Genomic DNA, 24,195 nt, shown 5'->3' on the forward strand with positions numbered 1-24,195 from the left:
TCACATTCACTCCTAAGTTTAATTTATGTAATTAACATTAGGAGCGGTCCAATGAATAGTAAGAGTGGTCTCTATCTGATACTTGCTACTTTTTGTTCATCACCTGTACTTTCTAAAAGCCTGTCCGAATTAACGTATTTGAGTGAAGAGTACCCTCCCTATAATTTCAGTGAAGAAGGTCTGGTAAAAGGTATTGCCGTTGACTTGCTCATTGCTGCCTCAGATGAAGCGAACGAAAGAGTAATGGGAAATGACATTGCGCTCCAACCTTGGGCTAGGGCATATCGTTCAACACTCATTAAGTCTGACACAGTGCTATTTTCAACGACTCGGACAGAATTAAGAGAAGACTTGTTTTATTGGGTTGGTCCGATTGCAACCACTCGAATTGTGGTTTTAGCTAAAAAAGTGAATCAAATTGTTATTAATTCTCCAAGTGACCTTGCTCAATACCGTATTGGGGTAATTCGAGATGACGTTGGAGAGCAATTGCTTTTGGAAGCTGGAGTGCCAAGAGACTCCATTATGGAAAGTTTTCATGCTGAAAATATTGCTCAACAGATTCAAAAAGGGCGAATTGATTTGTGGGCTTATGAAGAAAATGTCGCGAAGTGGTGGATATCTACGGCTGGCTATAAAGCTTCAGCTTATGAAGCTGTGCATGTATTGCAAGAAGGTGAGTTGTATTACGCGATTAACAAAAATACAGAAGTTGCGACCGTAGAACGGCTTCAAAAGTCGATTGATACAATTCGTACTACGGACAATGAAGATGGCGTGAACCATTTTGAGGTGATTCTAAATCGGTATAAATAGAATCCTGTGCTTGAGACCTTCAGTTTTAAAGAGTTAAAAAAGGAAGTAAAAAAGTTATTCTGATCATTGCTGTGCTTAACAGTACTAGATAAGAATAACTTCTAACGTTCTTTACTTAGCCATGTCACTCAAGAGAGACACCAGCTCATTCTCTGTGGAAGGTTCTTTACTCAGCTCAACTTGGGCTGAAGCTCCACCTTTAAGCATATAAGCAGTTGTTCCGCAGTGATCGTAGTGGAACCATTTCCCATTTACACAAACATCTGTATAGCATCTCGGATCTTGTTTCAATTCCATTTGTCGCTCCTAAATTAACGTTTGCTTAACAAGTTTTAATCTAAGTGATCACAAATTACGGGAAGATGATCTAAATCAATTTATTGTTAGGTTGTTTGTTACCGTTTCTAGTTAGAGACAATGATCACTAAAAACAAACTGATTCATTGGGAAGCGTTTCATTCGGTATTAAGTGCCATATTTTAGAGCAGATAAGAGGGTTTTACTTGCCTATGTAGGGCTTTCTACTTACGCTAGAGTTCATTTCTAATTTAAGTTTTTGTTTTCAAAGCAGTGTTAAAAAATGACTAATATTTTTATTGTAGTGATTGTGCTGGTTGTATTTTTCTTCTTTATTCAAAAGTATGTACTCAAGCATGATGACACCAAAGATTTTGCTTATCAGAAAAAGACTAGCCTAATGACCATGCAACAAGCGGCTTTTTATAATGCGCTGAAAGCCGCAGTGGGGGACCATGGTGCTGTGTTTGCTAAGGTCAACATGGCAAGTGTATTAGCACCGGCGAAATCGAATACCAAAAAGAATTGGTTTATTGCCAATGGTAAAATCTCACGGACTTATTTTGATTTTGTAGTGTGTGATCCAAGAACATTGGAACCACGAGTCGTTATTGAATTCGATAATGGAAAAGAACTTCATAAAACCAAAGTCGAAAGAGAAAAGTTGCTGATGCATGTGTGCAAATCAGCAGGGGTGCCATTGATTGGGACTTCAGTAAAACACAGCTATCAAGTCAGCCGTCTGAAACGTCTGTTAGCGGCTCATATTGATTTGATTGAACCATCCAAGGAAGTGAGGTTCTGCCGTAAATGTGGAAGCCCAATGATAATTAAAACGGCTAGCCAAGGTGATTTTAAAGGGCGTAGGTTCTTCACTTGTAGCAGACAACCAAATTGTACTTATACTGAAAACTATAATGTTGTCTTTGAAATAGAAGAAGAGTCAAACTGATCAATCTTTACTCAAACGGTTAATTTAATGATTAAAAGACACAAAGCATAGGCTTGCTGCTAACCATTGAAGTGGAGTTGAAATGTGATCTACTTCAACCCATTGATCTGCTTTGTGTTTAAAATTTATTCTGATTGTTGGTTTTAAAAGCAAACGATCAATTTAGTGCAAATTTATCCTTGCACGCTACCCATTCAATCGCTATTATCCATCTCGTTCTGAAGCGTTAGCCACTTAATAAAAAGGCTAGTTAAGTTTCACAGCATTGCCCGCTTAGCTCAGTTGGTTAGAGTACTTGCATGACATGCAAGGTGTCACTGGTTCGAGTCCAGTAGCGGGCACCAGATTCGTTCTTTATGAACAAGCGAAAAGCCCACCTAGTGTGGGCTTTTTTGTGTCTGTAATTCCCTAGCTTATCCAAATCTTGCTTTACCAAATGGACCAGTCAGCGCAACTTATTAAAAGACAGAACAGAGGTGGAATGGCTGCTTACCTCTAAACTACCGCGAGACTTATCACAATTACTAATACTTATCTAAGACTTGATCGCCATATGCAACCAACCCAGATATCATCGAGCTAGATTGAAATTCGAGTTGATTTATGTCGGTAACCACTTCTTACTACAACGAAAATGCTGTTCAGCTTGCAAAGCAATACGATTCTTTGGAATTTGAAAATGTTCACCGTTCGTGGCGTACGTATTGGCCTAATGGTGCTGTAAAGGTACTTGATGTCGGGGCCGGTTCAGGTCGCGATGCCAGGTGGTTTGCTGAACAAGACTGCTCTGTGATAGCTGTTGAACCAGCAAGTGAACTTCGCCAGTTAGGAGCTTCACACTCTTCCCTTCGAATACAGTGGTTAGATGATTCTCTACCAGCTTTAAATAAAGCCAGAAAACAGAGCTGTCAGTATGATTTGATTTTGGTTTCTGCGGTATGGATGCATTTAAATATGGCGGAGCGAAAAGAGTCGATCGCTGTATTGTCTGAACTCCTTTCTAATACAGGGAAACTAATACTCACATTGCGTCATGGAAGCTTTAATGATGGTCGAAATGCTTACAGTGTTTCAGTCGAAGAATTAGAAAAGTTAAGTGATGCTGTGGGGCTGACGATATGTCTCGTAGCCAAAGACACAGATTCATTGAATAGAACAGATATATCTTGGCAAACAGTGGTGTTAGCACATACAAGTTCTAACCTTAGTAAGGGGCGGTAATGGCATTGGAATACTACTTAGATCGTTTTCAAAGCCTGAAAATGAACAATGCTGGTGGTAAAAAAAGCCCCCATAAAGTGTGTATGTTGCTGGCTGTTATGGACCTAATTCAAGCTGGGCATATTGCGACCAACAAGGTCTGTCTTAACCAAACCCTTAAAGAACAATTTACTCATCATTTTGATAGCCTTTCTCAGGGTTCAGATAAAAATACTCCTGAAAACCCTTTCTTCCATTTGAGAAGTGAAGGCTTTTGGCACCTTTCATTCAATGATGGTTATGACAATACGTCAACCAGTCGCTATTCAGCAAAGGCAGTCTCCCACGCATACATTGATGATGAGCTGTTTAGCTATATGAAAAGCTATATCGTTTCTAGCGAACTAAAGCAGGCATTAGTCGCTAATCTTTCTGATCTGGCGACGTTATACCATCAGTGGTTGATTGATATTGGCAAATCTGAAAAAACAGCGAAAAACTACCTTGGAGCTATAAGAGGCTCAATATCGAATTGGTTAATGGATGTTGGTGAACTTGAAGCACCACTTACTGATATCAATTCATACCGTGAGTTTGTCAGTTATGAAGAGAAAGCGAGAAAATTAGAACAATTTCAAATTCGTGATTCTAGGGGTAAAGGGATGTACAGCGCTGCCTTGTCTCATTACCACAAGTTTTTAGCTGACTTATCTCAAGTAGATGTGAATGCAGACATCAAACAAGTTATGACTGATAACACTCTGTCTGAAACCGAAAAGACCATCTTGGTTAATACAAGAGTAGGGCAGGGATATTTCAGATCAAAACTGATTCAGATGTGGGGCGGTTGTGCTGTTACAGGATACCAAAATACACAGTTGTTATTGGCTTCCCATATTAAACCTTGGCGAGATTCTAATAACGAAGAGCGGCTAGACAGGTTTAATGGTTTGTTGCTTCTTGCCAATCTAGATAAAGCGTTTGACCTCGGTTTTATTTCCTTTGATGATCACGGGAAGGTACTTATCTCAAGCTACTTAGAGTCACCAGATGTAATCGGCTTAAAAGAAAATATGGCATTTAGCATCATGTCTGAGCATCGACCATACCTTCGCTACCATCGAGGCGAATTGTTTAAAGGACGTTAATTGAATGTACAGGTTTTCGACTCCAATTTAGAAGACTAGATATATTCTTAGCTCCTCAATATTTCTCAAGATGATCTGCTGATCTTTAGGTTTTTGAATCCAAAACAATATTAACGATGTTATATGCATCAAGAGCATCGCGAACCAGAGCTGCGTTCGTCTGTAATGTCAGGATGCCTTTTTCCGTACCATAGTCGTGTACAACAAGTTTAGCCTGAAGAAGCTCCCATGTTAGATGTAACCTCTTATTCACCATAAGTAAGGGGAAACAATCACATGGCCGATAATAAAAGTTCATCACATGTCTATTGGCGTCGTAAATACCATATAGTTTGGACTCCGAAATTCAGATATAAGATTTTGAAAGAAAGGGTTGGAGCTGAGCTTTATCGTTCCATCTACATACTGTGTAATATGAAGGATTGCGAAGCTCTAGAACTTAACGTTTAATCTGATTATGTTCATCTTGTTGTAATATTACCCTTAAACGATCACTCTCAAGTTTGTTGGATGCCTTAAAGGGTCAAACAGCAATCAGGCTCTTTAATAAGTTTCCGCGTATACGTAGAAATGATCGGTAAATCAAGAAGTTATTCGACAATTTGTACGACATCAAGATAAGAAGGGGATAGAGTATAAGCTCAGTTGCATTTATTGAAGGACTTAAAGCCCCCTTTCTAGGGGGATAGAGCAAACCCGGCTTCTAAGAATGGAGCTATCACATGAAAGTTGGTAAATTTGTACAGATATTTATGCCCAAGGTGTCGGTATTTCAGGGTAAGCATAGGTTATGGTATAAAGAAATAGATTATGGTCGTTGAATTTTTCCGGATATATGCCATATTAACCAAGTTACAGGGGCGCTAAATATACCATCTACAGCATAATGCCAACCTAAGGATATAGAACCAATAAAGATAATTACAGCATATAACCAAAATAAAAAACCTAGTTTATTATTCATTGAATTCATGACAAGTGCCATTAATACAGCTATAGAGACATGCATACTTGGCATTGCTGATATCCCACTCCCGAGCATATCTTTTTCATGAAGGTATGTTTCCCATAATCTATCTTGAATGTTTAGAGAAAATAACTCACTCCATCCTTGTGCTATAAGCCAAGAGTTTTGCTCTTGTAATAATTGCACAAGTAAATCGTAGTTATAGTTGTTACCGTCCAATCTAATTATGAATGCAGGACCCGCTGATGAGAGTAATGTAGCAGTAATCATTCCTAGAATAGTCCAGCATAATATCCAGCTAATGAAAAATCGGGTTCTTAAAATTGATGGAGAAAGGAATAAAAAATAACTAAGCATTGCCCACATCAAAAAAAACCAAAGATTATAGCAAAAATTAATTGCTTGAGTAATATATGGAGAGTATAAGAGTGAATGAATTACACGCCAAGGCTCATTACCCCCGAATAACAATAGATCCATATCATGGAATAGAGAGTCAAATTCAAACGGGTGTATTAGTGGGATGAGGCTTTTTATAGTGGAGAAGCATGACATGAAAATACTTATTGATGTCAAAAGAAGCAATCCGGATATGACTCTTGATCTATAAATATATATCAACTTCAACTTTCTCCAGTAACACCTAAATGGTTTGGGTTCTCGGCGAAATGCTAATATAAAAAAATACCCACAACTTGAAAATAATAGAGATAGGGGGACCAATAATTTCATTGCATACATATAAGAAAAAAATGAAATATGATTGGCGTAACCATGTTTAGAAGCGAATAATGTAGATAAAATAGCAATTATGGAAATTAAAAAATATAACCCAGTATCTTTTTTTACGCATAAAACTATATTAAGTATTTCTTTTTTGATAGGGTCGATATGATTTAAAATAGGTAAAGCTTGAAGGTTTGGCATAATTTTTATTATCAATAAATACTGCCTTTATAATAAAAATAATAAATTAAAATGTCAACGTACACTTGGTGTCATACGTAATTTAAGGAGATGTTTTGGTACCGGAGCACATGCTTACCATCCGTACCGTGTATGTTGATTTTCGTTTCACCTTAAACCGTAATATCAATTATATAAATGGTTATAATGATCCGCAGTTGTAATTGTTAAACCCTTGAATCAACGTGGTTGGTCACCTATTTATCGCTTTTTAATTGATCTCAAAGTTCACAGAACCACAGTTTATTCAGGTTTATAAAATCATCAGAAAAAGAGGTGCTATCCTTTTTTAGTCGACTAAGAGGAGAGCTGATAAATGTAAGTTGTATTTGTCATTAACTTGTTAGTGAGGATTTCACCCTTAGTCGGTGTGAGTTCTACTCTTAGCATGCAGAATTTCAATGGGTAGTTTTTAGGTAAACAACCAAATGCCACTTAATCACAACGAGTAATTTTCTAATATCCGTTTATTTTCACAGTGCTTAAAAGCGAGCACTTATCATCTTTAAATTGAAACAATTCGTGACGCTTATGGATTTGGATGATAAAAGTATCAGATTAGTGAATGTCATCAGTCGTGGATATCAAAATTAGCCAACATAAAAATACTCTATCGTTTGACCGAATCAGTCGAGTGCTTAGTTTCATCCATTCAAACTTAAATGCTCAGTTGACGTTAGAAGACATAGCGAAAAAAAGCTGTTGGTCTCGCTGGCAGCTTCAAAGAGTGTTTCAAGCTGAAACAGGAATGACAGTTGCGAACTATGTTCGAGAACTGAGGTTAAGCCAAGCAGCGGAAGCCTTGCTAGACACGCCTGAGCGAATTATTGATATTGCTTTGAATTTGGGTTTTAACTCTGAAATCAGCTTTAGCCGATCCTTTAAAAACATGTTTGGTGCTAGTCCAAGCCAATACCGAAAAGCAGGGCAACGAGTTGGGTTAAAGAAACCAATTGGTATGACGAAGAACTTTGAACCTATCGCTTCTAGTGCGTTACGTTTTGTTGAAGTTCGAATTGATACTAAGGAAGCGTTCGCCGTTAAAGGGCTTAAAACGGGAATTAGTGGGCTGTTCTCTTTGTCTCCTGATTTTGCACAAAAAGTGCCTCAATTATGGTCTTTACTTGAATCTGAATTACGTAGTGAAGATAAAGCCAGCTTAAGTGCAGTTGGCGTTATCGATATGACTCAAGCTAATTTTGATGGCACAAACATAAGGTATTGGGCTGGAGTTGAGCAACAAACGTTAATTCCACTGGCACTTGGTATGGCGCTCGATGGCTCAATTTCGAAACAATTAGAAATCATGACTGTGCCTGCACAAACTTACGCGGTTGTTAAACATAAAGGGATAATCAGCGATTTACCTCATACTCTGAGTTGGTTTCTTTTAAATTGGTTACCAAATTCCGGTTACCGAGGCGTGGATGGGTATGAGCTAGAAATATACCCGAAAGATTTTGATATCGTAGGCACTAACTCAGAGATGGAATACTGGGTGCCAATCATAAAAGTGTGATTGGCTTGTTTCGGTGCAATTGGTTTGTCTCAGTGGGAAGGGTCTTGCTACTGATATAGCTTCTTATCAGTTTTTCTTTAGCTTGTTTCGTTTACTTGTTTTTATTTCATATCCTATTCACCTATTCACCTATTCACCTATTCACCTATTCACCTATTCACCTATTCACCTATTCACGTCTTTACTCAGTCCTGTATTATCGATAAATGGTGCTTGTTTTATGAGCGTTTAATAAATTCTCCGTCAACATGCACCAAATTGTTAATTATCTTCGTTCTGAATACATACAATGCAAATGAGATTTATTACTATTTGCATAAAGTTTGGTATCGAGGGAAACATGAAGATCAACACTCGTTTTAAGTATTCATCGCTTGCATTAGCACTGCTCAGTGCTCTTTCTACTCAAGTTCAGGCTGAAGAAGCATATTCATCGGCTGAAAAGAACATTGATACAGTGACAATTTTAGGGAAAGCATATCGAAATACCGCGACTAAATCGGCTTTAGAGCCAGAAGAAACACCGCAGGGTATTACGGTCATTGACAGTGAACAACTTGAACAACGTGGTGTGAAGTCTTTAAACCAAGCGCTTCGTTATGCTCCGGGTGTTGTGACAGAGCAAAAAGGCGCATCGGTGACGATGTACGATACATTTTCAATTCGAGGCTTTAGCAATAACCAAAGTTATTATGATGGCTTAATTTTACCGTTTCTGACGGGTTGGAACTTACAGCCACAAATTGACCCTATTGCCTTACAACAAGTGGAGATCTTCAAAGGTCCTACATCTGTACTTTATGGAGCGATGCCCCCTGGTGGTATGGTCAATATGATCGCTAAATCCCCGCAGGCAGAAGGCTCTACAAGAGTTGGCTTAGCGGCAGGTACTAACAATTTAACGGAAGTTTCGATAGACACTTCTGGGCAAATAGGAAGCAGTGACTTCTCATATCGTTTAGTCGCTTTGGCTCGTAAGAAAGATAGCCAAGTAGACCACGCTGAAGAAGAACGCTATGTCATTGCGCCTTCTTTAGATTGGCAAGTCTCTGACAAGACGCTGATTAACTTTAATCTTTACTATCAGAATGACCCATCAATGGGGACGAATTCTGCAATGCCATTAGAAGCGATTAAGTTCCATGAACCATCAGTTTCAATGGGGGATAAGAATTGGAGTACATTTGATCGTGAAGTCATAATGCTTGGGTATAAGGTCAACCATGAGATAAACAATAACTGGACCTTCCTGCAGAATGCTCGATATGCCGATGCTTCGTTAACTCAAAAGAATACCTACCATAGAGCAACGAATTTTGACTCGACTACTGGTCAATTAATTCGAAACGTTTACAGCACAGAAGAAGATTCTCAAAGTTTTACAATTGATAATCAAATCACTGGTGCGGTTATGTTGAGTGGGCTTGAGCATAACGTATTGTTTGGTGTGGATTACATGAGGCTGTCAGGTGACTCTCTTTATAAGGAATACACAGCTAATGCTGCATTCTATGGGTTTGATGCGTACAACCCTAACAATGACATGTTAGACCCGAGCCAGCTCCAAGAAAATTACAAAGAAACTCACGATATCACTACTCAGCAGTTGGGATTCTATTTCCAAGATCAAGTGAGATACGATTCGCTAATCTTACTTGCTGGTGGTCGCTATGACCTGTTTGAAGCTAGTGATGATAAGAGCAGTGTACTCCCAGCTTATGATGGGAAAGATGAAGCGGATCATGATCAGTTTTCATATCGAGTTGGCGCATTATACGAATTGGATAATGGCTTCTCTCCATTTGTTAGCTACGCCACTAGCTTTGAACCAGCAGCTGGGTCAGACATTAACGGCAATGCTTTAAAACCGCAATTGGGTGAGCAAGTAGAAGTAGGGGTGAAGTACTTATCGCAAGATATGTCACAAGAGTTAACGGCTTCGTACTTCCATATCACGAAAACAGATGCTATTGCCGCTGACCCATCTGATCCTTCATACCGAGCAAAAATTCAATTAGGTGAAGTAAGATCTCAAGGGATGGAGCTTGAAGGTCGTTGGTCGGTGACTGAATCATGGGACATGAATGCAAGTTATACCTATCTTGATATGGAAATCACGGAAGACTCTAATCAGAGCTTAGTGGGCACTACTCCAATTTATGTACCTGAGCATGCTGCAAACCTTTGGAGTAACTACTTTGTTTATGGTGGTGCTTTAGATGGCGCAAGAGTCAGCGCGGGTGCTCGATATGTTGGTGAAATGCAAATGGACGCAGCCAATACGCAAGGTAAGGTATCATCTTATACGGTTGTTGATGCATCGATTGGTTATGATTTAGGTTCAGCAAGTGACGCTTTATCTGGAGCTACAGCGAACTTAGTTGTTACAAATCTATTCGATGAAGAATACTATACTTGCTACGACCAATCTAACTGCTGGTTTGGCGCTGAGCAATCAGTTGAACTGAATGTAAATTATGAATTTTAGTCAACTTTAACGAATTCATAATGTATTAATCGGTTTTCAGTTAGACGCTATTAATTAGTCGCATTTACTTAGTAGTAATTAATAGCATTCAGTTCGCAGAAAATTTAAAGCAGCCTATTTGGCTGCTTTTTCCGTTCTACCTTTTGGTATCTGAAACTAGCTTTTGTAGGCTCACCAGTATTAAATATTTTGTCTAATACAATACTTAATAACATTTCAGAAAATGATGACTAATAGGTGAGTGGGTTGGTATTGATTAGATTTATAATCTAAAAATAAATCGCACTACATAATGTTAAATACAACTCAAAATTGACAGTACATAGGCGGAGACTTTGACCTTAATGAGATAAAGTACCGTCAGTTACCTGTTACAAAAGTGGCAGTCATGATTCTATGTTTCAATTTTGGAGTTTGAAATGACAGAAAAAGAAAAAATGCTCGCGGGTCTTCCTTACGATGCTTGGGATGAAACTTTACTAAAAGACAGAATGAATGCTAAGGCTGCCTGTCATCGATTCAATTTGGCTGATCCTGTTAAATTAGATGAGCGAATGGCTATATTAAAAGAGCTAGTATCATTTCAAGGTCAAGCGCATATGGAGCCTAATTTTTTCTGTGACTATGGTTACAACATCAAAATTGGCAATAATTTCTATGCTAATCACAACCTGACCATTGTTGATGTGTGTGAAGTGTCTATCGGTGAGAATGTGATGTTTGGCCCTCATGTGATGATCTCTACAGGCACTCATCCTCTTGATCCAATCGAGCGTCAAAAAACAGAATACGGCGCGAAAATACGCATTGGTGACGATGTATGGGTTGGCGGGAATGCATCCATTCTTCCGGGTGTTATGATTGGTAATAATTGCGTAATTGGCGCAGGTAGCGTCGTAAATCGAGATATACCTGATAACAGCGTAGCGGTTGGAAACCCATGCCGAGTAATCAAGTCGGTGTAAGCTGTTCTAGAAGATAGAAGATAGAAGATAGAAGATAGAAGATAGAAGATAGAAGATAGAAAAATGGCACTCGTAATGAGTGCCATTTTTTTATTGTATAAAGTGAAAAGCGCTAATAGATGAAAATAAGCCGTAGATCTAGCTCGGCTTAGCGATACTTTCTAGCTGAAGTACAGGAGCAGCATCAATATCTTCCGCGTTCATCATTGAAGAAACACGCTGCATAGAAGAAAGAAGCAAACTTTGTTCCCATGCATCGAGATTCTGAAATTTGTTTACAAAGCTATCTTGTAGTGGCTGTGGTGCATTACTTAGAAGCTCTTTGCCTTTTTCTGTTAAATTCGCATGTACTTTACGGCGGTCTGATTCACTACGAACGCGCTGAACATAACCATTGTGTTCTAGACGGTCAATAATAGTCGTAGTCGTCGCTTGGCTAACATTTGTATGGTTAGACAGTTCTTTGATCGTTACATTATGCATTTCTTGGATAGCACGCATCAAAATAAGCTGTGGACCTGTTAATCCATATTCTTTGCTTAGTTTCTTTGAGTGTAAATCGATAGCTCGAATTATCTGGCGGATAGCGACCAGAATTTCATCATGTTTTTCCAAGAGACAGACCTTTGTATAAATGCACAATTGATGGGTTTACAACGTTCGCTTCGAAGACGTGAATAATGAGAAGTGTTGGAACTTTTCAAAACGGTAAGACGATGATGTGCTGAGCTGTAAACTTTCAGATAATTTTATTAATTTCCGCATTGTACTTATGTTCATACTATTCTCAATCTTTTCTATTCACCAATCACCATCTCACTGCACAAGACAGAACAAAACAATGTAATGTAAATGTTATGTCACTCGAATAATTCCAGTAGAACGCCATTCCAAGTACTTAAATTTATTAACTATATGTATGGTTTTTAAGCTTAATGTCACAAATATCAATAAAACAAGGTGTTCATACATTTATAAATGAGAGGTCAGACCGTATTAAATTTTTGATTAAATCTAATCTTATGTTGATTTTAATCCAATCAAACAGAAGGTTATATGATAAATAGAATAATAACACTAAGTGGAATGGCGGTATTTCTCTCTGCCAGCGCACAAGCGCAAATTCAAAATGGTAACTTTGAATCATGGGAAGGGAACACACCAGCAGGGTGGTCGGTAATTGATTCTGGAGTTGCTGTTTCACCAACTTCTGAACAAATTAAGAATGGTCAGTTAGCCGCAAAAGTGACAGTGAATACTGGCAGTCAAAGCAATACCGATTTCTTACAAACGGTTAATGTAGAGCAGGGTAAAACTTATAATTTCTCAGTAGGGGTTTACCATACTGAAGGAAATGTAAAAGCGAGATTGTATGTTGACGGTTACCAAGGCTACTCCAACAATGCAGCCAAGAATCAATGGCAAGATGTTAGCTTTAGCTACTCTGCTACTGCAAATAAAGATATTCAAGTTGGTCTAAGGTTTTACGATGTATCCGGTTTTGATGGCTCAGAAGTCGTCTATGTAGATAATTTCCAGCCAACGGACAGCATTACGCCTCCTGTAACCCCTGGAACCTGTTCTGATACCAGTGTGACACTTACTTTAGTGACTGATGATTATGCGTCTGAAACAAGCTGGGCGGTAAAAACATCGGCAAACCACACTCTATACACTGGTCAAGATTACAGTAATAACACCACTAATAATGTCGAGATGTGTTTACCAAATGGTGACTACACCTTTGAAATTGCCGATTCATATGGCGACGGAATCTGTTGTACTGCGGGCAATGGGTCATACAGCTTAGCAACGGCTAGCAAAACTCTTGCCTCAGGCGGTGAATTTAAATCAAATGAAATTGTAGCATTTTCAATTGGTGGTTCGACTACGCCACCGGTTACTCCGCCAACGTCAGGCTTAGGTGAGTACTACAAAGCCGCAGAAGGTAAGACAGGGTTTGAGCTGAAAACTGCGCTCTACAACATTATTAATAATCATAATGGACAAGGGTACGGGGCAGTTTGGACGTTATTAAAAGATTCTGATATTGATACCTATTTTGAAAATGACGGTTCAATTTTAGATATGTACTCTGAAAAACCGTCAGGCAATGACAGCGTACAATTTACAAAAGTCACTGACCAATGTGGTCAATATCAAGCTGAAGGTGGTTGCTATAACCGTGAGCACTCATTCCCTAAAAGTTGGTTTGGCGGGAAAGTTGAGCCAATGAACTCTGATGGGCACCACTTATTCGCAACAGACGGCTATGTGAACTCTAAACGAAGCAATTGGCCATTTGGTGAGGTAGGCACAGCAACCTATACTTCAAGTAATGGATCTAAAGCTGGGAGCGCGGTTTCCTCTTTAGGTTATGCAGGTACTGTATTTGAACCTATTGATGAATTTAAAGGTGATTTCGCACGTGCGTATTTCTATATGGCTACTCGCTATGAAAACGAAATCGCGAATTGGGAAGGAAACTCAACCAGCTCAGATGCTGTTTTAGATGGTACGAATACGACGGTATTTGAACCTTGGTTACTGGCGATGCTAAAACGCTGGCATACTGCTGACCCAGTTAGTCAGAAAGAACTAGACAGAAACCAAGCGGTTCAAGATTTCCAAGGAAACCGAAACCCATTCATCGACCATCCTGAATTAGTGACTTCAATTTGGGGTAACTAAACCGTGTGAATACAGAGTCGGTTATAGCTTTTATTAGTTAAAGCTTTAATTAGCTATAGTCTTAATCGGTTAGAGCTGAAATCGAATACAGCTTGATCGAATATAGTTTTAGCGAATATAGCCTTAATCGATTCTGTTTAATGCATAACGAATGACTTGAATATCATAGCCCAAACTAGTTGGGCTATTTTTATGCGTGTTCATAAAGCTCGAGTTTAATCTAGCCATAAGCCGTGTACTAAAAGCATGTATAGCGAAGAAACCTTGAATATAAAGTTAGTAGCTCGAATTAAGCCGTTTTAAATGGTTCGGTTAAGATAGAAGAGACCTCTCTTCTTGCCGTTGAAGGCGTGCGATCTGCTTTACCTAAGCGGAATAGCATTTGCACTGTGTCTGCCGGCTTGATACCAAAATGTTGTTTGAACTCAGATTGGATAGGCAACATATCCTTATACTCCTGCAAAACCTGGCTCATAGGGTGCTGGGCAATGCCCAAAGCCGTCGCGGTAAGGTTAAATCGGTTGTAAAGACGGCCTAGTTCAACTTGGGTCTTTCGGCTGTTATCAGACGTTGATAGCCAAGCATAATGCTGAGTATTCTCAACGGCATTTTTAACTGACTTAACGCCTTCTTTACCAAACGAGGCGGGATCAGATTCAGCCTTGTCTCGGCTAATAAAAAAGTTTTGGGCGATTAATTTCTTAATGCCAGTTACGCCATTCTGTTCTAAGCCAAACCCATCCCTATACGTTGATATTTCTTGATCATTGAAGCGAAACATTGCGATGGTTTCTAAGCTTCTTTCTTTATTTTGCTCTTCTATCTCCATTGCGTTTACCAAATAGTTTGCCATAGCTTCGTTATCAGTCGGTGTGTCGATAAAGCGTAATGAAACATCGCTGTTCTCTATAACGGCTCGCAATGCGCTTATCTGGTTAGCATTAAGCTTTTCGTCGCGATAAGGCGTTTTTGTTGATTGGCGAATCAGTAGTTGAGCAAACAATGGGTCTGGCTCTACTTGATCACTTTTTTCAAGTTTTATGTCGGCTACTGGCAATGACGCAATACTTTGGTTGTCATATTCGCCTTCAGGGAAGTAATCAATGGTGGCTAGTATCCCGATCTGACTGGCTGCAATCACAAGGCTTTCAATAAAGGTCCCTTGCCCGATATGAATTTGCCTATGAATAGGGTCGGTTTGCGGCAGTAATCGTTCTTGATCGACATACAACCTGATCGTGTCTTTGCCTATGAATGCGACTTTCCATGGTTGTTTGTTATGAGGGTTTGGGCAAAGCATGGCGTAGCTGATTAGCGTTTTTCTTAAATCATCTTGCTGATGAGATGGTCTTAAAGGGCTTGATGCTTCATTAGTGAATTGAGTCATCATAAATGGCGTTGCCGCCAGAATGACTGAACCTGTACCAACGACTTTAATAAAGTTTCTTCTGTTCATGACTTTGCCTCTTTCCATTGATTTGCTAAAATACATTCCGTGGAATAAATACTATATTCCTGGGAATGTATTTTCAAGAGGTTTTACCCGTATGTCTCAAAATAAGCAGCAGCTTGGAAGTAAGTTATTTATTTCTTTAGGAATTATTCACCAGTTAACTGACGCTTGGTTAGCCAAGGCCTTAGGTCCACATAACCTTACCCAGTCTCAATTTAATGTTTTGACGCATTTTTCACGTCATCCTGATCAAGCACAAACCGTTAGTCAGCTTTCTGATGTGATGCAAATGAATCAGCCTGGCTTAACAAAAGTAGTGAATAAATTGTTTGATATGGGATTGGTCGATATTGAAAAAGATGCCGATGATGGTCGAAAGAAGTGGATTAAGATCAATCAATCGGGGTTAGAAAAAGTCAGTGTGGCTTATGCGAGTTTCTCGCCAATGATGGAGAGTTGCTTTGATGGTTGGGAAGAAGAGGAAATGTCAGACACTTTGGAGAAAATCAATAAACTAAAAGGCTGGCTGGACTCTCATCGAGATTAAAGAGTCACAATTGGTTGCTCAGAAGCTTGGTGGTTCAGAAGTTTCGTAGCTCAGAGGTTTGGTGGATAAATAGTTTGGTGGCTAAAAATTTTGATAGCGGCAGTAATGAAAAAGCCCACGTGATGGTGAGTCACGGGGCCATGTCATTGCTAAATACTTGTCATTAGCTAAATACTTGTTAGTTGCTACATATTAGTATGTGAAACATTAGTCGATGAAATGCGCATGAGTAATAGGCTATTTATGTTTCATTAAGCAGCTGTGTGTAGCTGAAAATTGCCCGTTAACGCATTGTAGAATTCACTGTTATCCAGAATGCCGACTAACTGGTTGTTTTCTACCAGCAGGATAGGGTGATCACTGAGTTGTTTGAGTTTAATAGCATCACGCATACCAATCTCAGGGCTCGCGATGACAAGCGTTGAATTATCAATCGCAGTAAGGTCGTTTTCAGTTTCATTCCATTCAACCATAGTAAGTTCTGGCTGACCTTCAAGACTCAATTGACCTTGGTTTTGGTTGATCCATAAATCTTTAGAATCGCAGATCTTCCAGCTGTCGTTTTCTTGCTTCAAAGACTGTAAAGGCTGCATTAATGAACGACCTTTTAATACGTTGAGCGGGTTAGTATGCGCCACAAAATCTTTTACGTATTCTGTCTTCGGTGTAAGAACAATCTCTTCTGGTTTGCCGTGCTGAATCAGTTTTCCTGACTCCATAATGGCAATGTTGTTGCCAATCTTTAAGGCTTCATCCAGATCATGGCTAACGAATAGAATGGTTTTATTCAACTTACTTTGTAGTAGAAGCAATTCATCTTGAAGCTGTGCTCTAATTAAAGGGTCAAGGGCTGAGAAAGGTTCATCCATTAATAGAATGTCGGTATCCATAGCAAAGGCTCGTGCAAGACCTACACGCTGCTGCATACCACCAGACAGTTCATGGGGATACTTCTTTTCCCATTCAGCAAGACCAACCATTTCAATTTGTTCACGAGCTTTAGCGCGTCGTTCGTCTTTCGCTACACCTTGCATTTCTAAACCAAATGCTACGTTATCAAGTACCGTCAACCAAGGCATGAGCGCGAATTTTTGGAAAACCATAGACACACGATGGGTACGCAAGTGACGCAAAGTTGCTTCATCACACTGAGATAGGTCAACTTGCTTATCGCCATCTTTAATTTCTAATTGACCACGGTTGATTTCATTCAAACCATTCACTGCACGCAGTAAGCTCGATTTGCCAGAACCCGATAAGCCCATCAACACACAGATTTCACCTTCTTGTACTGTTAGGGAAACATTATCTACCCCAACGACTTGGCCAGTTTCATCTATAATTTCTTGACGTGTTTTACCTTGATCAAGCAGCTCTAGCGCTTTGTTTGGTTTATTACCGAATACGACATCTAGATTGGTAATAGTAATAGCATCTACTACTGGTTTATTGTCTTCTTGCTTATTTGCTTCTTGAGAAACCTTAGATTCCTGAGACATCATTACGCTTCCTTTTGGTTTGGTGTTTTACACAAGCGATCAAGAATGATGGCTACAAGAACAATGGCTAATCCCGCTTCAAAACCTTGCGAAATGTTTACAGTATTTAAAGCTCGTACTACCGGTTTACCAAGGCCGTCTGCACCGACAAGTGCCGCGATAACTACCATAGAAAGTGACAACATAATACATTGAGTCACGCCAGCCATAATGCTTGGTAAAGCCGCTGGAAGTTCTACTTTCAATAGTAATTTCATACGGCTAGCACCAAAGGCTTTTCCTGCTTCTATCAACTCTTCTGGTACTTTAGTTACGCCTAAGTAAGTTAAGCGGATTGGTGCGGCAATCGCGAAAATAATGGTTGAAATAAGCCCCGGTACAATACCTAAACCAAACAAGACCAGCGTTGGAATAAGGTAAACAAAGGTTGGTACAGTTTGCATTAAATCGAGTATGGGTCTCAACACGGTGTACAGCCATGGTCGGTGCGCTGCCATGATGCCAACTGGAACTCCAATTAATACGGAAATCGTTGTCGCTGCAAATACGAGGACAAAGGTTTCCAGCATTTCTTGCCAGTAGCCGAGGTTTAAAATCGTCAGTAAGGCTGCAATGATGAAAATAACTAATGAAGGTTTTCGGTGTAAGTACCACGCAATAGCTGCGGTGATTATTATTGGTAGAGCGGGTGGCATCCACTTAAATACATCGACTAAAAATAGAATAATGGTTTCTAAAAAAATAGAGATGGCATCGAAGAAGCCTGCTGCGTTGATTGTTAACCAGTCAACACCAGCTTCCATCCATTGACCTACAGGGATCTTGTTGTCCGTAATAAAATTCACAATGTCGCCTTTTATTATTGGTTGGGCATACCCACTAAAATTAGCCTTTATCATTTTTACTTACGTAATGTCAGACCTTTGACTTTCTAGTTGGTATTGCCCACCTTTTTTATTTAATTTTGATATGTTTAGTTAGAAATTTGTCTAATTTGATTCTGGTGTTATTACGCTTTTACTTGCTTTAAGTATTCAGTTACTGCTTTCGTTGCTGCGTCACCTTGCAGTGATTTCACGTTTTCTAACCAAGCTTCAACTTGTTGTGGGTTTTTGTTCAACCATTGTTGTGCCGCTTTTTCTGGCTTCACATTTTGGTTAAGAATGGCTTCCATCAACTCGTTTTCCATTTCTAAGCTGAACGTTAGGTTTTTAAGAAGTTGACCTACGTTGTGACACTCTGAAACGTAGTTTTCACGTACGTTTGTGTAAACGTTAGCGCCGCCATAGTTAGGACCGAAGAAATCATCACCGCCAGATAGGTATTCCATTTCAACATTGCTGTTCATTGGGTGCGGTGCCCAACCTAGGTAAACGATCCATTGGTTACGACGAACAGCACGTGAAACTTGAGATACCATTCCTGCTTCACTTGATTCAACAAGGCTGAAGTCTTTAAGACCAAATGCGTCAGAATCGATCATTGATTGGATTAAGCGGTTACCATCGTTACCTGGTTCAATGCCGTAGATGCGGTCTTTAAATTTGTCTGCGTGCTTAACTAGGTCATCAAAGCTTTTTACGCCAGCGTCATAGACGTACTTTGGCACTGCAAGCGTGTATTTTGCGCCTTCAAGGTTAGCTTTTACGGTTTCTACTGTGCCTGCTTCACGGTACTTAGCGATATCGCCTTCCATAGTTGGCATCCAGTTGCCAAGGAAAACATCAATGTCGCCGTTTGCCATTGAAGAGTAAGTAACCGGAACTGAAAGAAGGTCGGTTTTAGTTTTGTAGCCCATGCCTTTTAGCAGTTCAGAGGTCACTGCTGTTGTTGCGGTGATGTCTGTCCAACCTACATCGGCAAAGCGTACATTTTCACACTGTTGTGGCTCAAGGTTTTGGCTCGCAGAAGCGTTAAATGCGAATGAACTGATTGCTAATGTAGTAAGTGTCATCTTTGTTATAGACATAATAATTCCTTGTAATGAATCCTTTGATTGCTCTTAAGAGCAATATTTCTGACTTTATGTGTCGCTATATTGTTTTTATATAAATGGTGTTTCTAATTTTACTGAGCTGATTATTCTTGCCTGAGCCTGAGCCTGAGCCTGAGCCTGAGCCTGAGCCTGAGCCTGAGCCTGAGCCTGAGCCTGAGCCTGAGCCTGAGCCTGAGCCTGAGCCTGAGCCTGAGCCTGAGCCTGAGCGGATAGCATGTGCTACGGCAGGCTATCGACTTCTCTTGTCGGTTTACTGATTCGTTGGTATTCTTCCCATTCTGGAGCTATCCATACCGGTACTTCTTCTGTTTTTAATAACTCACAGTCTAAGATCATATCGGCTGCTCGTTCCGCTACCATGATGGTTGGCGCATTGAGGTTTCCGTTTGGAATAGTAGGGAAAACAGAAGAATCTACGACTCGAAGTTGGCTTATTCCACGAACACGGCATTCTTCATCAAGTACAGCCATTGGGTCGGTGTCTGCGCCCATTTTGCAGCCACAAGAAGGGTGGTAAGCACTTTCTACGTTTTGTTTAACCCACTCATCAATCGCTTCATCAGACGTGATGTTGATTCCCGGTTGAATTTCTTCACCACGGAATTTGTCCATTGCAGGTTGAGATAAAATCTCTCGTGTTAAACGAATGCAGTCACGCCAATCTTGACGATCTTGTTCGGTAGAAATGTAATTGAATACGATTTTTGGTTTGGCATGAGGATCAGCAGAAGTGATAGCAACGGTGCCTCGGCTTTCTGGTTTGTTTGGTCCAACATGCACTTGGAAGCCATGACCATCAAAAGCAGCTTGACCGTCGTAACGCATTGCTGCTGGCAAGAAGTGGTATTGGATATTTGGCCACTTAAGCCCTTTGCGAGAGCGAATGAACGCACAAGACTCAAAGTGGTTGGTTGCCCCAAGACCTTTGCGCGTTAAAATCCACTCTGCGCCGATCATCCCTTTACTCACTAAACCAAGTTTACTGTTTAGAGTGATGTCCTCTTTACAGTGGTATTGGAAATATACTTCTAAGTGATCTTGTAAGTTTTCACCTACGCCGGGAAGATCATGCACGACTTCTACATTTGCAGCATCGAGCACGGCTTTTGGGCCAATACCGGATAGTTGAAGAAGTTGAACAGAACCGATAGAGCCAGCACTTGAAATGACTTCTTTATTTGCGTGAACGGTTTGCACTTTGCCTGATTTTTCAAACTCAACTCCCACAGCTTTTTTATCTTGGGAATCTTGTGTTTGAAGCAGAACCTTTCTTGCTACGATGCCTTTCATGAGGGTTAGGTTAGAACGTTTTAATGCGCGGCGAAGATACGCATTCGATGTTGAAGCGCGAACGCCTTTATCAACCGTCATATGCATCGGACCAAAGCCTTCCTGCTGATAACCATTGTAGTCTTTAGTTTCTGGGTAACCTGCATCTTTACCAGCATCGATAAATGCTTGATAGAGTGGATTTAATGCCATGTCGTTACCGTTACATGTTCCTAATGGACCATTGCCACCACGGTATTGATCTGCACCTTTGATCCACGTTTCGGCTTTACGGAAGTAAGGCAGGCAAGCTTGATAATTCCAACCTGTCGCGCCATTTTCTTCCCATTCATCGTAGTCACAGGCGTGACCTCGCACATAAACCATGCCATTGATTGAAGAACTGCCGCCCAGTACTTTTCCGCGAGGGCAGTGAAGCTGTCTTCCATCAAGACCAGATTCTTGCTGCGTTTCAAATTGCCACGCGTACTTTTCAGTATTCATTGGGTAAGAAAGAGCTGTTGGCATTTGAATAAAAATGCTCTTGTCTGTTCCGCCAGCTTCCAATAATAAGACGCTGTGTTTACCGCTTTCCGTTAGCCTATCCGCTAGCACGCAGCCAGCCGAACCCGCACCGACGATAATATAATCGTAGCGTTGTTCCATGATGTGTTCTCCGTGATGTCTAGCCTAGAACGCTAGATATTCGAATTTGAAATGAACTTTGAAAAATCATTGGGCAAAGTGAATTACCCAATGACGTTTGAAGCTGTGATTATTGAAGCTATGACTACGCGTAAGGGCTCGCGTAATCACCAAGTTCAATTAAAATACTTTTCGTTTGCGTATAGTGCAGAAGAGTTTCTGGTCCGTTTTCACGACCAATACCTGAATCTTTATATCCGCCTACTGGCATTTCAGCAGGGGAGTCACCCCAAGTATTTACCCAACAAATACCCGCCTGCATTTGGTGGATAACGCGATGCGCGCGTGCGAGGTTTTGGGTGAATATACCAGCGGCAAGCCCATATTTGGTGTCATTCGCTCTGCGGATCACTTCGTCTTCATCAGTAAATTTGAGTACCGACATGACAGGACCGAAAATTTCTTGCTGAACGTGTGGCATGTTGTCTTCACAATCGGTGAACACCGTTGGTACAACAAAGTTGCCGTTTGCTAAATCATTCTCGGTCACTTGATAGCCGCCAGTAAGAAGCGTTGCTCCAGACTGTTTTGCTTGCTCAATTGCTTCTAGAACTTTGCCTAGGTGCTCTTTGGATATCAACGCACCAATTTGGGTGTCCATATCCATAGGCTGACCAACAATGAGCTTTTCAGTTCGAGTTTTTAGCTGGCTGATGAATTGGTCATAAATTGAATCATGAACAAATACTCGCGTACCATTAGTACACACTTCACCCTGAGTGTAGAAGTTAGCAACCATAGCCGCTGAAACTGCATCGTCTAGCTTTGCGTCATCAAAAATGACCATTGGTGATTTTCCACCAAGTTCCATCGTTACTGACTTAAGTGTTTTTGCACTGTCTGCCATTACGGCTTTGCCTGTGCCTGTTTCACCTGTGAAAGATACTTTTGCGATGTCTGGGTGCGCAGTCAGCATTTGCCCAACTCTATAGTCACCTTGAACCACATTGAATACACCATCAGGTAGCCCTGCTTCAGTGAATATTTCAGCAAGTTTAAGGGCGGTAAGAGGGGTTTCTTCTGAAGGTTTGAAAATCATGGCGTTACCAGCTGCCAGAGCCGGTGCCGATTTCCACATTGCAATTTGGATAGGGTAGTTCCATGCGCCGATGCCAGCACAAATTCCTAGAGGTTCACGTCGAGTATAGAAGAATTGGCTCTCACCTAGAGGTTGCTGGTCACCTTGCATTGCAGGTACTAGACCTGCGAAATATTCGATAACGTCTGCACCTGATGCAACATCCACTTCGATGGCTTCTTGTAAAGGCTTCCCTGTGTCTGCAACTTCAAGGGCTGCAAGCTCATCGTTGCGTGATCTAAGTATCTCTACTGCTTTCAGTAAGATTCGGCTTCTTTCGATGGGAGCCATTGCTGACCAAATCGCAAAACCTTGCTTAGCTGATTCGATAGCACGCTCAAGGTCTTGTTGAGAAGCTTGACCAAGAGTAGCAATCACTTCTCCGTTTGCAGGATTAATGCTAGAGAAAGTTTCTCCAGAAGTTGCCTGAGTATTTTTACCGGCGATGTATAACGAGTTCATTTCCATTTGAGAGTCTGACTTAGTAATTATTATTAGTGGTTATTGAGTGTTTGTGACTGTGTCTTTCGGTTATCTCAGCCTGCCTGCTTTCTAGCTAGCTCTGTTAGCTCAGATATTACGGCTGGTTATATTGCTTGCGTAAAAAGTCAGTTGCTTATCAAGATAATCGTTGATGATGGCATGGGCTTTATTGGCATCAATACCTTCAGGGTTAAGCGTCCCGCGTAGCCAAATGCCATCAATGAGTGATGCAATTCCATGAGCGACTAATTCTGCTTGATCAGGAGATAGCATGGCTTTCAGTTCAATTTTTAGATGAGACAACAAGCGCTTTTCATTAACTCGTTGTAAACGTTTTAATTTTTCGTCATGCATTGAATAAGACCAAAATGCTAACCAAGTTTTCGCCACTTGGTTCTCAGCTTGATACCCCTCGAAATTGCCATTGATGATGGCATTAATACGTTGTTGATGAGCGTCAACAGGAAGGGCTTTTAGCTGAGTAGTGATGGTATTAGACAACTGTCTTAGGATCTCACGCATGGTTTCTTCTAGCAGACCGTGCTTACCACCAAAGTAGTGATTGATTATCCCTGTTGAAACCCCAGCCTCTTTACTGATCAGCGCGATGCTTGCGGCGTGTAACCCAACGCGATCAATCACTGCCATGGTTGCTTTTACAAGCTGTGGCTTTCTTATGTCAGGCATCCCAACTTTGGGCATTTCAAAGTCCTTTTATTTTTTATTGAACGTTCAGTTAATTATAAAATGACAGGTATTTAGTTAGAGTTCAAACTATTAATTTGGCGAGTTAGGTATAATTCAGGTGTTAAATTCATGTTAATCCATTATTAAACAATGATTTACGTTAGTTGGTATCTGTCAAAGAAAAAATTGAAAGGTTTGAGGTGTGATGTTTATTGTTCAAATGAATTAGCACATACAGTTGGTTGGTTAATGTCGTTCGGTGCTAGCGGCAATATTGAATGGAAAGGTGGAGGGGAGCTTAGTTAAGAATATTTATTTTGAGCAACCTGCTTATATAGCAATCGATCTTGATTTTCAGATTTAACATTAAATTAACCTATAGGCATAAGTGGTTATATTTATATTTTATAAAATTAAGCCATTAATCAGGATTGCTATAAAGCTTACTTTTTAAATTTAAATAAAATAC

At 40.3% G+C, this 24,195-nt stretch carries 20 protein-coding genes, 1 tRNA gene and 2 pseudogenes; 12 read left to right on the top strand and 11 right to left on the bottom strand.

The features are described from left to right. The first annotated feature begins 51 nt into the window (after nucleotides 1-51). Complete coding sequence (locus F0226_RS14395) at nucleotides 52-816, top strand: ABC transporter substrate-binding protein (protein ID WP_171736290.1); 765 nt, start codon at nucleotides 52-54, stop codon at nucleotides 814-816. A gap of 111 nt (nucleotides 817-927) precedes the next feature. On the opposite strand, the gene F0226_RS14400 is transcribed toward F0226_RS14395, so the two are convergent. Beyond that, nucleotides 928-1,113: a hypothetical protein gene (locus tag F0226_RS14400; RefSeq protein ID WP_171736291.1), complete on the bottom strand. Its 186-nt coding sequence runs from the start codon at nucleotides 1,111-1,113 to the stop codon at nucleotides 928-930. A gap of 283 nt (nucleotides 1,114-1,396) precedes the next feature. Here F0226_RS14400 and F0226_RS14405 point away from each other — a divergent pair, with 283 nt between their 5' ends. The 4 genes from F0226_RS14405 to F0226_RS14420 all read left to right on the top strand — a co-directional run bounded on the left by F0226_RS14405 (nucleotide 1,397) and on the right by F0226_RS14420 (nucleotide 4,413). Further along, nucleotides 1,397-2,065: a DUF2726 domain-containing protein gene (locus F0226_RS14405; protein WP_137372731.1), complete on the top strand. Its 669-nt coding sequence runs from the start codon at nucleotides 1,397-1,399 to the stop codon at nucleotides 2,063-2,065. Between the two features lie 267 nt (nucleotides 2,066-2,332). Further along, nucleotides 2,333-2,409: transfer RNA gene (locus F0226_RS14410), tRNA-Val, on the top strand. Nucleotides 2,410-2,668: 259 nt separating this feature from the next. After that, the gene (locus F0226_RS14415) at nucleotides 2,669-3,286 is read left to right on the top strand and encodes a class I SAM-dependent methyltransferase (protein ID WP_171736292.1); all 618 of its coding nucleotides are present in this window, start codon (nucleotides 2,669-2,671) and stop codon (nucleotides 3,284-3,286) included. Then, a complete protein-coding gene (locus tag F0226_RS14420; protein WP_171736293.1) occupies nucleotides 3,286-4,413 on the top strand; it encodes an HNH endonuclease in 1,128 nt (375 codons plus the stop codon). Before F0226_RS14415 ends, F0226_RS14420 begins: the two co-directional genes overlap by 1 nt. A 27-nt stretch (nucleotides 4,414-4,440) precedes the next feature. On the opposite strand, the pseudogene F0226_RS22575 reads toward F0226_RS14420, so the two are convergent. Beyond that, nucleotides 4,441-4,630 (bottom strand): annotated as a pseudogene (locus F0226_RS22575) (WYL domain-containing protein); the annotation flags it as partial. A gap of 59 nt (nucleotides 4,631-4,689) precedes the next feature. On the opposite strand from F0226_RS22575, the pseudogene tnpA reads away from it, so the two are divergent. Then, nucleotides 4,690-5,094, top strand: a pseudogene (gene tnpA, locus F0226_RS14425) (IS200/IS605 family transposase). 127 nt (nucleotides 5,095-5,221) lie between these two features. Here tnpA and F0226_RS22765 read toward each other — a convergent pair. Further along, complete coding sequence (locus F0226_RS22765) at nucleotides 5,222-6,307, bottom strand: phosphatase PAP2 family protein (protein ID WP_171736294.1); 1,086 nt, start codon at nucleotides 6,305-6,307, stop codon at nucleotides 5,222-5,224. Between the two features lie 604 nt (nucleotides 6,308-6,911). Here F0226_RS22765 and F0226_RS14435 point away from each other — a divergent pair. The 3 genes from F0226_RS14435 (at nucleotide 6,912) to F0226_RS14445 (ending at nucleotide 11,318) form a co-directional block, all read left to right on the top strand. Further along, nucleotides 6,912-7,865, top strand: a complete 954-nt coding sequence (locus F0226_RS14435) for an AraC family transcriptional regulator (protein WP_171736295.1) — start codon at nucleotides 6,912-6,914, stop codon at nucleotides 7,863-7,865. A gap of 340 nt (nucleotides 7,866-8,205) precedes the next feature. Further along, nucleotides 8,206-10,353, top strand: a complete 2,148-nt coding sequence (locus F0226_RS14440; protein ID WP_171736296.1) for a TonB-dependent siderophore receptor — start codon at nucleotides 8,206-8,208, stop codon at nucleotides 10,351-10,353. A 419-nt stretch (nucleotides 10,354-10,772) separates the two neighbouring features. Next, a complete protein-coding gene (locus F0226_RS14445; protein ID WP_171736297.1) occupies nucleotides 10,773-11,318 on the top strand; it encodes a sugar O-acetyltransferase in 546 nt (181 codons plus the stop codon). A 138-nt stretch (nucleotides 11,319-11,456) separates the two neighbouring features. Here F0226_RS14445 and F0226_RS14450 read toward each other — a convergent pair whose 3' ends face one another. Next, nucleotides 11,457-11,933: a MarR family transcriptional regulator gene (locus tag F0226_RS14450; RefSeq protein ID WP_171736298.1), complete on the bottom strand. Its 477-nt coding sequence runs from the start codon at nucleotides 11,931-11,933 to the stop codon at nucleotides 11,457-11,459. Nucleotides 11,934-12,374: 441 nt separating this feature from the next. Here F0226_RS14450 and F0226_RS14455 point away from each other — a divergent pair, with 441 nt between their 5' ends. Continuing rightward, complete coding sequence (locus tag F0226_RS14455) at nucleotides 12,375-14,009, top strand: endonuclease (RefSeq protein ID WP_171736299.1); 1,635 nt, start codon at nucleotides 12,375-12,377, stop codon at nucleotides 14,007-14,009. A gap of 289 nt (nucleotides 14,010-14,298) precedes the next feature. Here F0226_RS14455 and F0226_RS14460 read toward each other — a convergent pair whose 3' ends face one another. Continuing rightward, a complete protein-coding gene (locus tag F0226_RS14460; protein WP_171736300.1) occupies nucleotides 14,299-15,465 on the bottom strand; it encodes a nitroreductase family protein in 1,167 nt (388 codons plus the stop codon). Here F0226_RS14460 and F0226_RS14465 point away from each other — a divergent pair. Continuing rightward, on the top strand, nucleotides 15,464-16,009 hold the full coding sequence (locus F0226_RS14465; RefSeq protein WP_253820834.1) for a MarR family winged helix-turn-helix transcriptional regulator: 546 nt from the start codon (nucleotides 15,464-15,466) through the stop codon (nucleotides 16,007-16,009). The two genes, F0226_RS14460 and F0226_RS14465, sit on opposite strands and share 2 nt — an antisense overlap. Before the next feature lie 251 nt (nucleotides 16,010-16,260). Here the strand turns inward: F0226_RS14465 and choV are convergent, their stop codons facing one another. From choV to F0226_RS14480, 3 genes are all read right to left on the bottom strand, one after another. Next, nucleotides 16,261-17,508: a choline ABC transporter ATP-binding protein gene (choV, locus tag F0226_RS14470; RefSeq protein ID WP_171736309.1), complete on the bottom strand. Its 1,248-nt coding sequence runs from the start codon at nucleotides 17,506-17,508 to the stop codon at nucleotides 16,261-16,263. A 2-nt stretch (nucleotides 17,509-17,510) separates the two neighbouring features. Then, on the bottom strand, nucleotides 17,511-18,353 hold the full coding sequence (gene choW, locus F0226_RS14475) for a choline ABC transporter permease subunit (RefSeq protein WP_137372748.1): 843 nt from the start codon (nucleotides 18,351-18,353) through the stop codon (nucleotides 17,511-17,513). A 164-nt stretch (nucleotides 18,354-18,517) separates the two neighbouring features. Continuing rightward, nucleotides 18,518-19,477 carry a choline ABC transporter substrate-binding protein gene (locus F0226_RS14480; protein ID WP_171736301.1) on the bottom strand — a complete coding sequence of 320 codons (960 nt, stop codon included), beginning with the start codon at nucleotides 19,475-19,477 and terminating at the stop codon, nucleotides 18,518-18,520. Between the two features lie 116 nt (nucleotides 19,478-19,593). Between F0226_RS14480 and F0226_RS14485 the strand changes: the two genes are divergently transcribed. Beyond that, nucleotides 19,594-19,761, top strand: coding sequence for a hypothetical protein (locus F0226_RS14485; RefSeq protein ID WP_171736302.1), 168 nt, complete (start codon nucleotides 19,594-19,596; stop codon nucleotides 19,759-19,761). Here the strand turns inward: F0226_RS14485 and betA are convergent. The 3 genes from betA to betI all read right to left on the bottom strand — a co-directional run bounded on the left by betA (nucleotide 19,724) and on the right by betI (nucleotide 23,741). Continuing rightward, nucleotides 19,724-21,439 carry a choline dehydrogenase gene (betA, locus tag F0226_RS14490; RefSeq protein ID WP_171736303.1) on the bottom strand — a complete coding sequence of 572 codons (1,716 nt, stop codon included), beginning with the start codon at nucleotides 21,437-21,439 and terminating at the stop codon, nucleotides 19,724-19,726. The genes F0226_RS14485 and betA overlap by 38 nt on opposite strands. Before the next feature lie 124 nt (nucleotides 21,440-21,563). After that, entirely contained in the window at nucleotides 21,564-23,024 is a 1,461-nt protein-coding gene (gene betB / locus F0226_RS14495; protein ID WP_171736304.1) for a betaine-aldehyde dehydrogenase, read from the bottom strand. Nucleotides 23,025-23,126: 102 nt separating this feature from the next. After that, nucleotides 23,127-23,741, bottom strand: a complete 615-nt coding sequence (gene betI / locus F0226_RS14500) for a transcriptional regulator BetI (RefSeq protein WP_171736305.1) — start codon at nucleotides 23,739-23,741, stop codon at nucleotides 23,127-23,129. Nucleotides 23,742-24,195 lie beyond the last annotated feature (454 nt).

Origin of the sequence: Vibrio sp. 99-70-13A1, assembly GCF_013114625.1 — a bacterium.
Taxonomy (GTDB): domain Bacteria; phylum Pseudomonadota; class Gammaproteobacteria; order Enterobacterales; family Vibrionaceae; genus Vibrio.

Bases quoted from the DNA above. Each gene is read 5' to 3' on its own strand.
- F0226_RS14395 (WP_171736290.1), top strand. From the start codon at position 52: ATGAATAGTAAGAGTGGTCTCTATCTGATACTTGCTACTTTTTGTTCA.
- F0226_RS14400 (WP_171736291.1), bottom strand. From the start codon at position 1,113: ATGGAATTGAAACAAGATCCGAGATGCTATACAGATGTTTGTGTAAAT.
- F0226_RS14405 (WP_137372731.1), top strand. From the start codon at position 1,397: ATGACTAATATTTTTATTGTAGTGATTGTGCTGGTTGTATTTTTCTTC.
- F0226_RS14415 (WP_171736292.1), top strand. From the start codon at position 2,669: ATGTCGGTAACCACTTCTTACTACAACGAAAATGCTGTTCAGCTTGCA.
- F0226_RS14420 (WP_171736293.1), top strand. From the start codon at position 3,286: ATGGCATTGGAATACTACTTAGATCGTTTTCAAAGCCTGAAAATGAAC.
- F0226_RS22765 (WP_171736294.1), bottom strand. From the start codon at position 6,307: ATGCCAAACCTTCAAGCTTTACCTATTTTAAATCATATCGACCCTATC.
- F0226_RS14435 (WP_171736295.1), top strand. From the start codon at position 6,912: ATGTCATCAGTCGTGGATATCAAAATTAGCCAACATAAAAATACTCTA.
- F0226_RS14440 (WP_171736296.1), top strand. From the start codon at position 8,206: ATGAAGATCAACACTCGTTTTAAGTATTCATCGCTTGCATTAGCACTG.
- F0226_RS14445 (WP_171736297.1), top strand. From the start codon at position 10,773: ATGACAGAAAAAGAAAAAATGCTCGCGGGTCTTCCTTACGATGCTTGG.
- F0226_RS14455 (WP_171736299.1), top strand. From the start codon at position 12,375: ATGATAAATAGAATAATAACACTAAGTGGAATGGCGGTATTTCTCTCT.
- F0226_RS14465 (WP_253820834.1), top strand. From the start codon at position 15,464: ATGACTTTGCCTCTTTCCATTGATTTGCTAAAATACATTCCGTGGAAT.
- F0226_RS14460 (WP_171736300.1), bottom strand. From the start codon at position 15,465: ATGAACAGAAGAAACTTTATTAAAGTCGTTGGTACAGGTTCAGTCATT.
- choV (WP_171736309.1), bottom strand. From the start codon at position 17,508: ATGTCTCAGGAATCTAAGGTTTCTCAAGAAGCAAATAAGCAAGAAGAC.
- F0226_RS14480 (WP_171736301.1), bottom strand. From the start codon at position 19,477: ATGTCTATAACAAAGATGACACTTACTACATTAGCAATCAGTTCATTC.
- betA (WP_171736303.1), bottom strand. From the start codon at position 21,439: ATGGAACAACGCTACGATTATATTATCGTCGGTGCGGGTTCGGCTGGC.
- betB (WP_171736304.1), bottom strand. From the start codon at position 23,024: ATGGAAATGAACTCGTTATACATCGCCGGTAAAAATACTCAGGCAACT.
- betI (WP_171736305.1), bottom strand. From the start codon at position 23,741: ATGCCCAAAGTTGGGATGCCTGACATAAGAAAGCCACAGCTTGTAAAA.